At 69.1% G+C, this 14912-nt stretch carries 13 protein-coding genes; 9 read left to right on the plus strand and 4 right to left on the minus strand.

The features are described from left to right. The first annotated feature begins 1 nt into the window (after position 1). The 4 genes from QSK17_RS03445 (at position 2) to QSK17_RS03460 (ending at position 6706) form a co-directional block, all read left to right on the plus strand. Positions 2-1366: an MFS transporter gene (locus QSK17_RS03445; RefSeq protein ID WP_285702893.1), complete on the plus strand. Its 1365-nt coding sequence runs from the start codon at positions 2-4 to the stop codon at positions 1364-1366. A gap of 323 nt (positions 1367-1689) precedes the next feature. Next, the gene (locus QSK17_RS03450) at positions 1690-2412 is read left to right on the plus strand and encodes a metal-dependent hydrolase (protein ID WP_285702894.1); all 723 of its coding nucleotides are present in this window, start codon (positions 1690-1692) and stop codon (positions 2410-2412) included. Between the two features lie 141 nt (positions 2413-2553). Then, positions 2554-3690 (plus strand): linear amide C-N hydrolase, encoded by a 1137-nt coding sequence (locus tag QSK17_RS03455; RefSeq protein WP_285702895.1) that lies wholly within the window; start codon positions 2554-2556, stop codon positions 3688-3690. Between the two features lie 211 nt (positions 3691-3901). Further along, positions 3902-6706: an aconitate hydratase gene (locus tag QSK17_RS03460; protein WP_285702896.1), complete on the plus strand. Its 2805-nt coding sequence runs from the start codon at positions 3902-3904 to the stop codon at positions 6704-6706. A 151-nt stretch (positions 6707-6857) separates the two neighbouring features. Here QSK17_RS03460 and QSK17_RS03465 read toward each other — a convergent pair whose 3' ends face one another. After that, the gene (locus QSK17_RS03465; RefSeq protein WP_285702897.1) at positions 6858-7193 is read right to left on the minus strand and encodes a type II toxin-antitoxin system PemK/MazF family toxin; all 336 of its coding nucleotides are present in this window, start codon (positions 7191-7193) and stop codon (positions 6858-6860) included. After that, positions 7190-7495: a ribbon-helix-helix protein, CopG family gene (locus tag QSK17_RS03470; protein ID WP_285702898.1), complete on the minus strand. Its 306-nt coding sequence runs from the start codon at positions 7493-7495 to the stop codon at positions 7190-7192. The genes QSK17_RS03465 and QSK17_RS03470 overlap by 4 nt, the downstream gene beginning before the upstream one ends. 186 nt (positions 7496-7681) lie before the next feature. Here QSK17_RS03470 and QSK17_RS03475 point away from each other — a divergent pair, with 186 nt between their 5' ends. From QSK17_RS03475 to QSK17_RS03495, 5 genes are all read left to right on the plus strand, one after another. After that, a complete protein-coding gene (locus QSK17_RS03475; protein ID WP_285702899.1) occupies positions 7682-8416 on the plus strand; it encodes a sulfite exporter TauE/SafE family protein in 735 nt (244 codons plus the stop codon). 198 nt (positions 8417-8614) lie between these two features. Then, positions 8615-9733, plus strand: coding sequence for a sugar ABC transporter substrate-binding protein (locus QSK17_RS03480; protein WP_285702900.1), 1119 nt, complete (start codon positions 8615-8617; stop codon positions 9731-9733). A gap of 122 nt (positions 9734-9855) precedes the next feature. Continuing rightward, complete coding sequence (locus tag QSK17_RS03485) at positions 9856-10632, plus strand: ATP-binding cassette domain-containing protein (protein ID WP_285702901.1); 777 nt, start codon at positions 9856-9858, stop codon at positions 10630-10632. After that, the gene (locus QSK17_RS03490; protein ID WP_285702902.1) at positions 10629-11879 is read left to right on the plus strand and encodes a sugar ABC transporter permease; all 1251 of its coding nucleotides are present in this window, start codon (positions 10629-10631) and stop codon (positions 11877-11879) included. The genes QSK17_RS03485 and QSK17_RS03490 overlap by 4 nt, the downstream gene beginning before the upstream one ends. A gap of 53 nt (positions 11880-11932) precedes the next feature. Beyond that, a complete protein-coding gene (locus QSK17_RS03495) occupies positions 11933-13132 on the plus strand; it encodes an ROK family transcriptional regulator (protein ID WP_285702903.1) in 1200 nt (399 codons plus the stop codon). Positions 13133-13142: 10 nt separating this feature from the next. Here QSK17_RS03495 and QSK17_RS03500 read toward each other — a convergent pair whose 3' ends face one another. Together QSK17_RS03500 and QSK17_RS03505 are read right to left on the minus strand one after the other, a co-directional pair. Next, entirely contained in the window at positions 13143-13940 is a 798-nt protein-coding gene (locus QSK17_RS03500) for a neutral zinc metallopeptidase (RefSeq protein WP_285702904.1), read from the minus strand. 125 nt (positions 13941-14065) lie between these two features. Beyond that, positions 14066-14752, minus strand: coding sequence for a neutral zinc metallopeptidase (locus tag QSK17_RS03505; protein WP_285702905.1), 687 nt, complete (start codon positions 14750-14752; stop codon positions 14066-14068). Positions 14753-14912: the final 160 nt, after the last annotated feature.

Raw genomic sequence — 14912 nt, forward strand, 5'->3', positions numbered from 1 at the left:
GATGATCGAGGATGGCGCGGTTGCCACCGGTACGGACGAAGTCGGGGCATCTGGCACGGGGAACGGCGGTGCGAACCGGACGCACTCAGAGGCGCGGGAGCCGGTCGCCGGGCTGGGCGGACCGTCCCGGGCCCGCAGGAACGAGGTCGTGCTCGTCGCGTTCACCGCGATGACCAACCTGGCGGACGGGGTCCTGAAGATCGTGTTGCCGCTGCTCGCCGTGCGGCTGGGCGGCTCGCCGGGCCAGGTCGCGCTGGTCGGCCTCACGCTCACGCTTCCGTGGCTGGTCGTGTCGCTGCCGGTGGGCGTGCTCGCCGACCGCGCGGACCGGCGCGTACTCGCCATCGGGGCCGACCTCGTCCGGCTCGCGGCCGCCGCGGGCCTGCTCGCCGCCGTCGCGGCCGACGCGAACTCGCTGCCCGTGCTGTACGCGTGCGGGCTGGTCGTCGGGGTCGCCGAGGTCGTCGCCAACACGGCGAGCGGAGCCCTGGTGCCCGCGGCCGTACCGGCGGAACGGCGGAGCCGGACCAACGCCTGGATCGCCGGGGCCGAGACGCTGGCCAACGAGTTCTGCGGTCCCGCGGTGGGCGGGCTCCTCGTGGGTCTGGGAGCCGCGGTTGCGCTGGGCTCCGTGGTGGCGGCGTTCGCCATGGGTGCCGTGCTCATCGCCATGCTGGTCGGCCGATTCCGCCCCGTCCCCGCCTCGCCGGGCTGTACCGGGGAAGGGGGCGGCGCGCCGTCCGGCGCCGGTGGCGTGGTCGCGGAGATCCGGGAGGGGCTCGCTTTCGTGTGGGGGCATCGCCTGCTGCGCACCCTCACGTTGACGATCGCCGTGCTCGCCGCGTCCTGGAGCGCGTGGCTGGCGCTGCTGCCGTCCTACGCCGCCTCGGTGCTGGAGGCGGACGCCGCCGGGTACGGATTCCTGATCAGTGCGATTGGACTGGGCGGGCTGGCGGGCGCGGGGCTGGTCACCGTGATCAACCGCCTGCTGGGTGTCCGGTGGGCGCTCTTCGCCGACCTCGTCGGGACGTTCCTCATGATGGGCGTGCCCGCGATCTTCCCGGCGGCCTGGGCGGTGGCGGCCGGGGCCTTCGCCGGGGGGATGGGCGGCACACTCTGGACGGTCAACTCCCGCACGATCGCGCAGGCGCTCGTGCCCGACCGCCTCCTCGGCAGGTACGGCGCGGCGGCCCGGTTGCTCGGCTGGGGAACGCTCCCGCTGGGCGCAGGCCTCGGCGGGCTACTCGCGGAGATCTTCGGGCTCCGGACGGCCTTCGCGCTGTTCGCCGTGACGGTGGCGATGCTTCCGATCCCGTTCCTGCGGACCGTTACAACGGTGGAACTGGCCAGGTCATCAGGGTCGTGACCTAGATCACAAGAAATCAGTGCGGAACGCGGGAACACGACCCGAGACCGAAGCGTTGCGACCAATAGACGGGATTGTTCTGCTCTGAGAGGGCTGGGGGGTGCTCTTGGAGCGGAACGATCCCGTCTTCATTTTCCGCTCCTTCTGAGGGGCTCGCTCGGGAGGCCGGCGGGCGTTGTCCCGTGCTCCTGAGAGTGCGGGCCCGAGAAGTCCCGGTCTGGTGCGCTCCCGGCCCATCGGATCCGCCGCATGGAACGCGCCACGCGCGATAAAGATCGATTTTGTCGGTGCTTTCCCGTAGCATTACCAGGCGTGATCTGGACATGATGGGACACTCGCACTCCCTGAGCGGGGCGGTCGTGTGGCTCGGGGTCGCTCCCGGCCTGGCCGCGCTCCCGGCCGCCATCGCGCCGGAGCTCGCGCCCGTGACCGCCAACGTGCTCAGCCCGACGGAGCTGATCGCTGGGGCACTGGTCTGCGCGGGTGCCGCCATGTTGCCGGACCTCGACCACCCCAGCGCCACGATCGCCCAGACCTTCGGACCGGTCACCCACTGGCTGAGCAAGGCCGTCAACGTCGTCAGCGGCGGCCACCGGCACGCCACCCACTCGCTGCTGTTCGCCATCGCCATGGGTCTGGGCACGCACTTCCTGGCCGACAACTACCCGATCGGGCGCGACATCGTCGTGGTCCTCATGATCGGCCTGGCGCTGCGCGCGATCGGCATCGGCGTGCCGGGGAAGACGCTCACGTCCGCCGTGGTCAACATCTTCCTCACCGCCGGCGTCTTCACGACCTTCCACCTGCTGGGGGTGCAGTACGCCTGGCTCGGGGTCGCCATCGCCGTCGGTTGCCTGACGCACGTCGTCGGCGACTGCCTGACAGAGCACGGCTGTCCCGTGCTGTGGCCGATCAAGGGGCGCTGGGTCCTGCCATACAAGATCGGCTTCAAGACCGGGAAGGCGTTCGAGCAGAAGGTCCTCGCTCCCGCGCTCTCCCTGGCCGTCGTCGCCCTGCTCTGCCTGCGGCTCATGCCCGCCGTCTGACTCCATCCACCACATGGCCGTGCGTCAGCGCGGCGCCGCCGCTGGCACCCGGCCCCAGAGGGGCTGGGACCCTGCGGCGGCAGGGTCACCCGTACGCTTTGGGGGCTGCCGAGCCGGTCATCAGCGGGAGATCATGGCGGCATGGACAAAGCCACCAGGACCGCGGCCACGATCCTGCTCGCCGCCGCGACGCTCGCCGGTTGCGGGACCGGAGCCGCTCCCGCGCCGTCCCCCGCCGGGCGGGTCGCGCCGTCCCTGACGGGCGACGCGGCGCAGGCTCCGTTCCTATCTGCGCCCCCACCCGCGTCCCCGTCCACTTCCGGGTCCACTTCCGGGTCCACTTCCGGGTCCACTTCCGGGCCCGCGGCCGGTCGGGAGTCCCTGTCCCGCGACCAGGACGCAACGCTGGCGAGCCTCCGCAAGGTCGACGACCACCCGCTGTGGACCATGACCTACAAGGGCGGATACGACCGCCTTATGTCGATCGCACCCGCACTGACGCCGGCCACCTTCGGATGCTCGTTGTTCGCCGCGCACGGCGACCCGGCGCACCCCGTGTTCGGCCGGAACTTCGACTTCGCCCACCAGCCCGCGCTGCTGCTGTTCACCTCCCCGCCGGACGGGCACGCGTCGGTGTCCATGGTGGACGTGTCGTACCTCGGACTGCGGTCGGGCGCCGACTTCATCACCGACGCCGGGAGGAAGGCCCTGCTGCGGGCGCCGCTGCTGCCGTTCGATGGGATGAACTCCAAGGGACTGGTCGTGGGCATGGCCACCGTGCCGGAGGCGAAACCGAGCTTCGACGCCCGGAAGCGCACCGTCGGAAGCGTCCGCGTCATGCGGCTGGTGCTGGACGAGGCATCGACGGTGGATGAGGCGATCGCGGTGTTCGGCCGGTACAACGTCGACTTCACCGACAGCCCGCCGCTGCATTACATGGTCGCCGACGCGGAGGGCCGGTCGGCGATCGTCGAGTTCGACGACGGCGAGATTGTGGTGCGGCGCGGGCAGGGGCCCTGGCAGGCCATGACGAACTTCGCCTTCGTGGGCTCCACCGAGGAGAGCCGGCAGGCGGACTGGCGCTACCGCACCGCGGCCGAAACCTTGGGCGGCGCCGGGGGCGGGCTCTCGGCCGTCCAGGCCATGGATCTGCTCGCCCGCCTCAAGCAGGGCCACACCCAGTGGTCGATCGTCTACGGCCAGAAGAGCGGGGAGGTGCGGCTGGCCACCGGTCAGAGGTACGGCGCCGTGCACGAGTTCCGCCTTGCGATGGACTGAGCGTGCCGCCGAGGGCGTCCCGTGGCACTCCATCCGGCCCGGACGGTGCCCGCCGGGCAGTTAATTTGATATCAAGATATCTACCGAGATATCTTGATATCGAGAGACTCCCGAGGCCGGTTAGGTAGACCTAACTGTCGGACGCGATCCGAGGTGCGGGAGGATGCGTAGGCGAATTGTGACAGCCCGGAACCTGGGGAGGCGAAACGTCGTGTCCGAGAACAGCTTCGGCAGCCGTGGCACGTTGCGCGTCGGTGACGCGTCATACGAGATCTACCGGCTGGACGCCGTCGAAGGGTCGGCGCGCCTCCCGTACAGTCTGAAGATCCTCCTGGAGAACCTGCTCCGTACGGAGGACGGCGCGAACATCACCGCCGAGCACATCCGCGCCCTCGCGAGCTGGGATCCGAACGCCACTCCGAGCGTCGAGATCCAGTTCACGCCCGCGCGTGTGATCATGCAGGACTTCACCGGCGTGCCGTGTGTCGTGGACCTCGCCACCATGCGCGAGGCCGTGCGCGACCTGGGCGGCGACCCGGCGCGGATCAACCCGCTCGCTCCGGCGGAGATGGTCATCGACCACTCCGTCATCGTCGACTTCTTCGGCGGACCCGACTCCTTCGTGCGCAACGTGCAGCGCGAGTACGAGCGCAACCACGAGCGCTACCAGTTCCTGCGCTGGGGCCAGACCGCGTTCGACGAGTTCAAGGTCGTCCCGCCGGGCACCGGCATCGTCCACCAGGTGAACATCGAGCACCTGGCCCGCGTCGTCATGATCCGGGACGGCAAGGCCTACCCCGACACCTGCGTCGGCACCGACTCGCACACGACCATGGAGAACGGCATCGGCGTCCTCGGCTGGGGCGTCGGCGGCATCGAGGCCGAGGCCGCGATGCTCGGCCAGCCGATCTCGATGCTGATCCCGCGCGTGGTCGGCTTCAAGCTGACGGGCAAGCTGCCCGCCGGCGCCACCGCCACCGACCTCGTCCTCACGATCACCGAGATGCTGCGCAAGCACGGCGTCGTCGGCAAGTTCGTCGAGTTCTACGGCGAGGGCGTCTCCAGCGTGCCGCTGGCCAACCGCGCCACCATCGGCAACATGAGCCCCGAGTTCGGCTCCACCTGCGCGATCTTCCCGATCGACAACGAGACGATCAGCTACCTCACGCTCACCGGCCGCTCGGCCGAGCAGGTCGCCCTCGTCGAGGCGTACGCCAAGGAGCAGGGCCTCTGGCTGGACCCGTCCGCTCCGGAGCCTGGGTCGGAGCGGAGCTCCGCGCAGGAAGCGCTGTATTCCGAGTACATCGAGCTGGACCTGTCCACCGTCGTCCCGTCGATCGCCGGGCCGAAGCGCCCGCAGGACCGCATCGCCCTGGCCACGGCCAAGGATGCCTGGCGGGCCGCCGTTCGCGACTACGTCCCGGGCGACAGCATCCAGGGTCCCACCGATGAGGCCTCCGACGAGTCGTTCCCGGCCTCGGACTCCCCGGCGATCTCCCACGGCGGCGCGGGTGACGTCCCGCACGCCGCCCGGCTGAACGGCGGCCGTCCGAACCGTCCGACCCCGGTCACGCTCTCCGACGGCACCTCGTTCGAGGTCGACCACGGCGCCGTCGTGATCGCGGCGATCACGTCGTGCACCAACACCTCGAACCCGTACGTCATGCTCGGCGCGGCGCTGCTCGCCAAGAACGCCGTGGACAAGGGCCTGTCCCGCAAGCCCTGGGTGAAGACGTCCCTGGCGCCCGGCTCCCAGGTCGTCACCGGCTACTTCGAGCGCTCCGGCCTCCAGCCGTACCTCGACAAGCTCGGCTTCAACCTGGTCGGCTACGGCTGCACCACCTGCATCGGCAACTCCGGCCCGCTGCCGGAGGAGATCTCGGCCGCGGTGCAGAGCTCCGACCTCGCGGTGACCGCGGTGCTCTCCGGCAACCGCAACTTCGAGGGCCGGATCAACCCCGACGTCAAGATGAACTACCTGGCGTCCCCGCCGCTCGTGGTCGCGTACGCGCTGGCCGGCACGATGGACATCGACCTCAACAACGAGCCGCTCGGCGTCGGCGCCGACGGGCAGCCGGTGTTCCTCAAGGACATCTGGCCCTCGCCGGAGGAGGTCTCCGCGGTCGTGGCCGGGGCCATCGACCAGGAGATGTTCCTGCAGGACTACGCCGACGTGTTCAAGGGCGACGAGAACTGGCAGTCGCTGCCGATCCCGACGGGTGACACCTTCGAGTGGGACCCGGCCTCGACCTATGTGCGCAAGGCGCCGTACTTCGAGGGGATGCCGGCCTCGCCCGAGCCGGTGACGGACGTCTCCGGCGCCCGGGTGCTCGCCCTGCTCGGCGACTCGGTCACCACCGACCACATTTCGCCGGCCGGCTCGATCAAGGCTGACTCGCCCGCCGGGCAGTACCTGCGCGAGAACGGCGTCGAGGTCAAGGACTTCAACTCGTACGGCTCCCGCCGGGGCAACCACGAGGTGATGATCCGCGGCACGTTCGCCAACATCCGGCTGAAGAACCTGCTGCTGACCGGTGTGGAGGGCGGCTACACCCGCGACTTCACCAAGGGCGGCGAGCAGTCCTTCATCTACGACGCGTCGCAGAACTACCAGGCCGCGGGCATCCCGCTGGTGGTCCTGGCCGGCAAGGAGTACGGCTCCGGCTCGTCCCGTGACTGGGCCGCCAAGGGCACCGCGCTGCTCGGCGTCCGCGCCGTCATCGCCGAGTCGTACGAGCGCATCCACCGCTCCAACCTCATCGGCATGGGCGTCCTCCCGCTCCAGTTCCCGGAGGGCCAGAGCGCGGCCTCCCTGGGCCTGACCGGCGAGGAGACCTTCGACATCGTCGGGGTCGAGCAGCTCAACACGGGCGGCACGCCCGCCACCGTGACCGTGCGCGCCGGGGACGTCGAGTTCCAGGCCGTCGTGCGGATCGACACTCCCGGAGAGGCGGACTACTACCGCCACGGCGGGATCATGCAGTACGTCCTGCGTTCGCTGCTCGCCAAGAGCTGAGCGGCCGGACGCGGACCCCGGCCGCCTTCTCGGCGGCCGGGACGTGCCCCCACCATCTCTCTTGGGCACGTGACCGGGGGCATCCAACCTCGAACACACCGGAGCCGTCCGGGCAGGGACAACCTCCCTCCCCGGACGGCTCCGGTGTTTTCTAGACCATCCGCCCCAGTACGCCGAGGACCTCTTCGACCTTCTCAGGGGGCACCTCGCCGAGCCTCGTCGACAAACGCAGGGGAGAGAGCGACCTGACCTGCTGGACCATCGCCCAGCTCGTCTTGCGCAGGCCGGAATCACCTGGGGGGATCTCCACATGGTGGTTCCATCCGCGCTCCCTGGTCGTGAGGGGAACAACGATGACGAGTTCGAAGCCCGCCGTGTTGTAATCGTCGTTGCTGATCACGAGAGCGGGACGCGGGTACGCCTGCTCCCGTCCGACCGGCGAGCCGAAGTCGGCGAACCAGATCTCGCCCTGGGAAATCTTCTTCACCGGTCTCCTTCGGGCAGCTCGACGAGCCCTTCCCACTCGGGGGCGATCTTCACGGAAGTGGATCGCGCACCATCGATCTGCTGAACCTCCGTCAGGTAGTCCTCCCATGCCTCCGGGTCCTCTTGCTTGGTCTGCTCGATCTGCGCCCGCACCTTCGTCCAGAACTGCTTCCTCTCGTACTGCCGGATGGCCTGTTCCACCACTGCCGTCATGGACTTTCCTTCCTGTTCGGCGAGTTTCGCGATCTCGTCGCGTGTGACGAAGCTGACCCGGATCGTCGTCGTCTTGGGTTCGGTGCTCATACCGTTGAGGCTACGGCGATATCTACATGCTGGTCTACCGCTCCGTCTAAAGCCGATTTTAGTGACCGTCCGATTACTCTCGCAAGAGGATTCGATTACTGTCAGTGATTGTCTGGGTATGTCACTTATGGCGGAGGGGCGTGCCGGGCGGAGCCGGGTTTCGGACGGTGGTTAGCCTCTGCTGGCATGGATCATGATGTTCATCTCCTGCTCCTCGCCGGCCTGGCGGTGTGCGCGGGCGCGATCGTCCAGGGCGGCGTGGGTTTCGGTCTGGGTCTGGTGGCCGCTCCGTTGCTGACACTGCTCGACCCGACCGTCATGCCGGGCGCCGTCCAGGTGGTCAACGTGACGCTTCCGCTGTTCACGCTGGCCGTCGAGTGGCGCAGGGTTGACTGGCGCGGGCTCGGCTTCGCCGTTCTCGGCCGTCTCCCCGGCACGTTCGCCGGGGCGTTCGTGGTCGTCCATGTCAGCGCGGGGACGCTGGGCGTGCTGGTCGGCGTGATGGTGGTGATCGCGGTCGTGCTCAGCGCGCGGGCGGTGAGCGTGCCGCGCAATGCCGCCACGCTGGCCGGCGCGGGCTTCTGCTCGGGCGTGACCGGTACGGCCACGGGCATCGGCGGCCCGCCGATGGGGCTGGTCTACCAGAGCGCCAAGGGACCGCAGATCCGGGCGACGCTGGCCATGTTCTTCTTCCTGAGTGCCCTGCAGTCCCTGGTCGCCCTGCGGGTGGTCGGGAAGCTGCCCGAGAGGGCCGTCGTGGCCGGACTCTCGCTCATCCCGTTCCTGGTCGTCGGATTCCTCGTCTCCGGGCCGCTGCGGCGCTACCTCGACGGAGGGCGGGCCCGCGCGGCCGTCCTCGCCGTGGCCGCCGTCTCCGCGTGCGCCCTGATCGTGCAGAGCCTGGCCGGTCAGGCTCATTGACCGCGCGTTTCGTGATTGTTACTCCGAACAACAAACGTTACATTCCTGTGTCTTTCAACAGCATTGGGTCTGAATTACGTTGTGCCAAACAACATTCACCCGGATCGGTGTCCGCCGTGACCCGGCGTCGCCGTACCGGCTCGGCGCAGAGCTCGGCCCAGCCCAGACCCCCAGTGTCAGAGAAAGGACCCAGGCAGTATGCGCAAAGGGATCCTCAGCATCGCCGCCGCGACCGCGGCGCTTTCCCTCGGTCTCACCGCCTGCGGGGGCGATAGCGGTGACACCACCGCCGCGCAGGGCGGCGACGCGCCCTCCGCCTCCACGGCCACGACCGGAAAGATCGGCGTCATCCTCCCCGACAGCAAGTCCTCGGCCCGGTGGGAGACCGCCGACCGCAAGTACCTCGAAGAGGCGTTCAAGGCCGCGGGCGTCGCCTACGAGATCCAGAACGCGCAGGGCGACAAGAACGCCTTCCAGACCATCGCCGACCAGATGATCACGAACAACGTCACCGTCCTGGCGATCGTCAACCTCGACAGCGGCACCGGCAAGGCCGTCCTCGACAAGGCGAAGTCGCAGGGCGTCGCCACCATCGACTACGACCGGCTCACCCTGGGCGGCAACGCCGACTACTACGTGAGCTTCGACAACACCGCTGTCGGCAAGCTCCAGGGCGAGGGCCTGGTCCAGTGCCTGACCGAGAAGAAGGCCGACAAGCCGATCATCGCCGAGCTGAACGGCTCGCCCACGGACAACAACGCCACCCTGTTCAAGGAGGGCTACGACGGCGTCCTCAAGCCCAAGTACGACGCCGGTGACTATGTCAAGGGTCCCGACCAGTCCGTGCCCGACTGGGACAACACCCAGGCCGGCACCATCTTCGAGCAGATGCTGACCAGCACGCCCAAGATCGCCGGTGTCCTCGCGGCCAACGACGGCCTCGGCAACGCCGCCATCTCGGTGCTGAAGAAGAACAAGCTCAACGGCAAGGTGCCGGTCACCGGCCAGGACGCCACCGTCCAGGGCCTGCAGAACATCCTCGCCGGCGACCAGTGCATGACGGTCTACAAGGCGGTCAAGCAGGAGGCGGACGCGACCGCGCAGCTCGCGATCGCCCTCGCTCAGGGCCAGAAGCCGGCCGCGAACGGCAGCGTCAAGGACACCGAGACCGGCAAGGACGTCGCCGCGGTCCTGCTCACCCCGAAGGCCATCTTCTTCGACAGCGTCAAGGACGTCGTGGCCGACGGATACGTCAGCAAGGACGAGCTGTGCACCGGTGACTTCGCCGCCAAGTGCACCGAGGCCGGAATCAGCTAGTCACCTTCCCTCCCGGCCGTGTACGGCTCGCGCTCCGGCGGCCGGGCGCGGGACGCGCCGCGAGGCGCTCCCGCGCCCGGCCCGCGGGCGGTGCCGGCCCCCGAGCAACGGAGTAGTCCATCGTGTCCCAGGCACCTGTCCTGGAGCTGCGCGGCATCGACAAGAGCTTCGGTCCCGTGCAGGTCCTTCACGACGTCGCCTTTTCGGTGTACCCCGGAGAGGTGACCGCGCTCGTCGGCGACAACGGAGCGGGGAAGTCCACGCTGGTGAAGTGCATCGGCGGCATCCACCCGATCGACTCCGGCGAGTACTTCTTCGAAGGCGCGAAGGTCCACGTCGGCGGGCCCAGGGACGCGGCCGCCCTGGGCGTCGAGATCGTCTACCAGGACCTCGCGCTCTGCGACAACCTCGACATCGTGCAGAACATGTTCCTCGGACGGGAACGCAGGAGCGGCCTGATCCTGGACGAGGCCACGATGGAGGAGCTGGCGGCCAAGACCCTGGAGGGCCTCTCAGTCCGCACGGTCAAGTCGCTCCGCCAGCGGGTCTCCAGCCTCTCCGGAGGTCAGCGGCAGACCGTCGCCATCGCCAAGGCCGTCCTCTGGAACAGCAAGGTCGTCATCCTCGACGAGCCGACCGCGGCCCTCGGCGTCGCGCAGACCGCGCAGGTCCTCGACCTGGTGCGCCGCCTGGCCGACAAGGGGCTCGCCGTGGTGCTCATCTCGCACAACATGAACGACGTGTTCGCCGTGTCCGACCGGATCGCGGCGCTCTACCTTGGCCGGATGGCCGCCCAGGTGAAGACCTCCGAGGTCACGCACTCGCAGGTCGTGGAACTCATCACGGCCGGACGCAGCGGCGAGCTCGGCCTGCAGAACGGCAACGGAGCTACGTCATGACGACCACCACGGTTCCGGAGAAGGGCACCACCGGCGCCCCGGCCATCGGCAGGCACGTCCGCGACTACCTGGAACGCGTCCGCGGCGGCGACCTCGGCGCGCTGCCGGCGGTGATCGGGCTGGTCGTGCTCTGCGCGGTGTTCTCCATCCTGCGCCCGGCGTTCCTCTCGCCCATCAACTTCGCCAACCTGTTCACCCAGGGCGCGGCGGTCGCGGTCATCGCGATGGGCCTGATCTTCGTGCTGCTGCTCGGCGAGATCGACCTGTCGGCCGGCTTCGCCAGCGGCGTCTGCGCGGCGGTCCTCGGAGTGCTGCTCACCAACGAGGGCTGGCCCTGGTACGCGGCCGCCCTCGCCGCGATGGCGACCGGCGCCGCCATCGGCCTGGTGATCGGCACACTGGTGGCCAAGCTCGGCATCCCCTCCTTCGTGGTCACGCTGGCCGCGTTCCTGGCCTTCCAGGGCGTCGTCCTGCTGCTGCTCAAGGAGGGAACCAACATCTCGATCCGGGACCAGACGATCCTGGCGATCGCCAACAAGAACATGCCTCCCGTGCTGGGGTGGGCGTGCGTCGTGGCGGGCGTGCTCGTCTACGCGGTGCTCCAGGTGCTGCAGTCCCGCCGCCGGACGGCCAGGGGCCTGTCCGCCAGTCCCATGTCGCTGATCGCGTTCCGCGTGGGCTCGCTCGCGGTGATCTCGGGCGCCGCCGTCTTCGTGCTCAACCTGGAGCGCAGCCGCAACGCCGTCATCGTCTCGCTCAAGGGCGTGCCGATCGTGGTGCCCGTGATCGTCGTCCTGCTGCTCCTGTGGACGTTCGTGCTGCATCGCACCGCGTACGGCAGGCACATCTACGCGGTGGGCGGCAACGCGGAGGCGGCGCGCCGCGCCGGCATCGACGTGGACCGGATCCGCATCTCGGCGTTCGTCATCTGCTCGTTCATGGCGTCGATCGGCGGCATCATCGCGGCCTCCCGGGCCAACTCGGTCGATCCGAACACGGGCGGCAGTAACGTTCTGCTGTTCGCCGTGGGCGCCGCGGTGATCGGCGGCACCAGCCTCTTCGGCGGCAAGGGCCGGGCGCTGGACGCGCTCCTGGGCGGCGCCGTGGTGGCGGTGATCGAGAACGGCATGGGCCTGATGGGCTACACCTCGGGCGTCAAGTTCGCGGTCACCGGCTGCGTGCTGCTGCTCGCCGCGGGTGTGGACGCCCTGTCCCGCAAGAGGGCGGCGGCCACCGGCAGGAGATGACCCCGCTAAGGTGGTCCCCGAGCCATGAACCCCCGACGAAGCCCGGACGAATGATGCGCGCAGGTCCCTCACAGGAGGAGATCCGCAGGCACAACCTGGGCACCCTGCTCCGCCATGTCCATCTCGGCGGGCCGACGTCCCGGGCCGAGCTGACCAACCGCATGGGGCTGAACCGCAGCACCATCATGGCGCTCACCGCCGACCTGACGGCGGCGGGGCTGGTGCGCGAGGAACTGCCGCGCGAGACCGGGCGGGCCGGACGGCCCTCCCTGGTCGTCCGGCCCGAGTCCGCCCGGGTCTACGTCCTCGCCTTCGACGTTGGCGTCGACCGGCTGGTCGCTGCCCGGGTCGGCCTCGGCGGCGTGATCCTCGACCGCCGCGAGACGGTGCGCCCGCGCGGCGGCTTCGAGATGCCGGAGGTCGTCGCGGCGCTGGCGGGCTTCGCGCGGCAGATGCACCGCAAGACCCGCCCGGACACGGTCTGCGTCGGGGTGGCGGCGGCGATCTGCGGTTCGGTCGGCCGGACGGACGGCGTCGTCAGGTTCGGGCCCAACATCGGGTTCAAGGACGCGCCGTTCGGCGAGGAGCTGTCCAAGAAGCTGGCCCTGGGCCTGCCGGTCACGGTCGGCAACGACGGCAACGTGGGCGCGATCGCCGAGCAGTCGCGCGGTGTCGGCCTCGGCTGCCGCGACCTCGTCTACCTGCACGGTGACGTGGGCATCGGCGGCGGCATCGTGGTGAACGGCCAGCTGCTCGGCGGCCTGGCCGGTTACGGCGGCGAGGTCGGCCACATGGTCGTCAACCCCGGTGGGCGTCCCTGCGCCTGCGGATCCCGCGGCTGCCTGGAGGCCGAGGTCGGGGAACGCGCGCTCATCGAGCTGGCCGGCCGCAGCACCGAGGTCACCGGCAGGGAGGCCGTGCGCGCCGTCGTCGACGCGGCCGACCGGGGGGACGTACGGGCGCAGGACGCGTTGCACAGGGTCGGCGACTGGCTCGGTCTCGGCGTGGCGAATCTGATCAACATCTTCAACCCGGAGATGGTCGTCTTCGGGGGAGTGCTGAGGGAGCTGTATCTCGGCGCGGCCGCCCAGGTCAGGACCCGGATCAACACCTCGACGCTGGTGGCGTCGCGTGAGCGGCTGCGGCTGCGCATCTCGGCGCTCGGTGACGACGCCACGGTGGTGGGGGCCGCCGAGCTGGCCTTCGCCCAGGTGCTCGCCGACCCCATCGAGGTGCTGTCACGCCTCGGCTGAGGCGACCGGCTCAGGCGACCCGCGCGTTGGGCGCCGCCCAGGTGTTGCAGGCGGCGGGCGACGTCGAGTTGAAGCCGCGCTCCAGCCACCAGACCTGGTTGCGGCCCGTGCCGTGGACCGCGTCGGAGGCGTTCTTCACGGTCCAGTCCACGATGTAGTCGTACTCGCGGGGAACGACCGGCAGATGGTCCTCGGTGGCGCGGAGGAAGACGCCGGAGAAGCACTCCGCCTGCAGCTCCAGACGGTGGTTCAGCAGGTTCCGCGCGGTCCGGCTCCGCGACCGGCTGTAGTCGCTCCAGTAGGTGCCGAAGATCCCGGTCTGCTGCTGGACGTGGTGACCGTACTCGTGCGCCATGGTCTTGGCCAGGACGAGCGGGAACGGGTCCTTGATCTGGGACTGGAGCAGGCGGAAGTAGATCGTCCGCGAGGCCGGGCAGTAGTGGGCCGGGGACCACCTCGTGAACCTGCCGCAGGGCGACTTCGTGCCGGTCGTCATCACGACGACCCGCGGCGGGCTGAACCGCCAGCCGACGGCCGTGAACTGCCGGGTCCACAGCACGTCGTTGCACCTCGCGACGAGCCGCAGGTACTGCTTGATCGAGGCGGCGCTGCCCTTACGGGGCTGCGTGGGGGAGCAGGCGATCTTCTGCGCCGAGCTCGAGCGGTAGATCTCGTTCTGGGTCAGGGTCGCGGACCCCGACGGCGCGCTCCCGGCGGCCGTACCGATCGTGGCCGACGAGGGGGCGGCGCCGGTGAGAACGATGCCGGCGACCACTCCTGCGGCCACTGCGATGAGGGGGATTCGCATGGTCAAGTGAGCTTATTGCACCTGACTGAAACGAAGTGATTGATCATGCTTTTTTCGACATGTCGTGACGCGATGGGCGCGATGGGTACGACCGGCCGGGCGGGCCGGCCGTACGCCGCGGCAGGTCAGGCGACCTTCGACGCCGGGGCGGTGAAGGTGTTGCACACGCCCGGGCCGTTGCCGTTCCAGCCGCGCTTGAGCCAGTAACGGATGCTCTTGGCCTTCCCGTGGAGCACGTCGCCGTACTTCATGTCCAGCAGGTCGTCCCAGTCGAACTGGTCGCGGCCGAGCGAGTGCCACACGCTTCCGATGAACGCGCCGGAGAAGCACTCCGCCTGCAGCTCGATGCGCCGGCTCCAGGCGAAGTACGTGGCCTTGCTCGCCTTACGGGTGATCTTGTCCACCGCGGGCAGAATGCCGACCCGGTCCTGGACGAAGTGGCCGTACTCGTGCGCGATCACCTGGAACAGCTCGAACTCGGAGGGGTCGGCGAGCTGGTTCTTGTAGATGAGGATCCACATGGTCTTGTCGACCGGACAGTAGACGCCCGCGGCGTACGGGGCGGGGTACTTGCCGCAGCCCGTCTTGACGGCCGAGGTGATGAACCGCACCTTCGGCTTCGCGAACGGCAGACCCGCCTGCTTGAACTCCTCCCCCCAGGAGAGGTTGAGGCAGTCCATCAGATGGTCGAGATAGATCTTGTAAGAGTCGACGTCGTCGGGCCGGCGGTCCAGCTCCTTGCACTCCGTGAAGTCGAACTCGCCCGTCGTGTAGATCGGGTTCTTGGTCAGCGCGGCTTTGCCGGAGGGCACAGGTCGTGCAGAACCGGAGGCGGCGGCCGTACCGGATAGGGGGAGGCTTACGATCAGCCCCATGAGCAGCGCGATAAGGGATTTCCGCATGAGATCAACAGCGTAGGGGAAAGGTCAAGCCCCGGTAAAGCGCAAATATACCGATTCTGCTTGAAATAGT

This window comes from Microtetraspora sp. NBRC 16547 (assembly GCF_030268965.1).
Classification (GTDB): Bacteria; Actinomycetota; Actinomycetes; order Streptosporangiales; family Streptosporangiaceae; genus Microtetraspora.

Bases quoted from the DNA above. Each gene is read 5' to 3' on its own strand.
- QSK17_RS03450 (WP_285702894.1), top strand. From the start codon at position 1,690: ATGATGGGACACTCGCACTCCCTGAGCGGGGCGGTCGTGTGGCTCGGG.
- QSK17_RS03490 (WP_285702902.1), top strand. From the start codon at position 10,629: ATGACGACCACCACGGTTCCGGAGAAGGGCACCACCGGCGCCCCGGCC.
- QSK17_RS03475 (WP_285702899.1), top strand. From the start codon at position 7,682: ATGGATCATGATGTTCATCTCCTGCTCCTCGCCGGCCTGGCGGTGTGC.
- QSK17_RS03455 (WP_285702895.1), top strand. From the start codon at position 2,554: ATGGACAAAGCCACCAGGACCGCGGCCACGATCCTGCTCGCCGCCGCG.
- QSK17_RS03495 (WP_285702903.1), top strand. From the start codon at position 11,933: ATGCGCGCAGGTCCCTCACAGGAGGAGATCCGCAGGCACAACCTGGGC.
- QSK17_RS03470 (WP_285702898.1), bottom strand. From the start codon at position 7,495: ATGAGCACCGAACCCAAGACGACGACGATCCGGGTCAGCTTCGTCACA.
- QSK17_RS03500 (WP_285702904.1), bottom strand. From the start codon at position 13,940: ATGCGAATCCCCCTCATCGCAGTGGCCGCAGGAGTGGTCGCCGGCATC.
- QSK17_RS03445 (WP_285702893.1), top strand. From the start codon at position 2: ATGATCGAGGATGGCGCGGTTGCCACCGGTACGGACGAAGTCGGGGCA.
- QSK17_RS03480 (WP_285702900.1), top strand. From the start codon at position 8,615: ATGCGCAAAGGGATCCTCAGCATCGCCGCCGCGACCGCGGCGCTTTCC.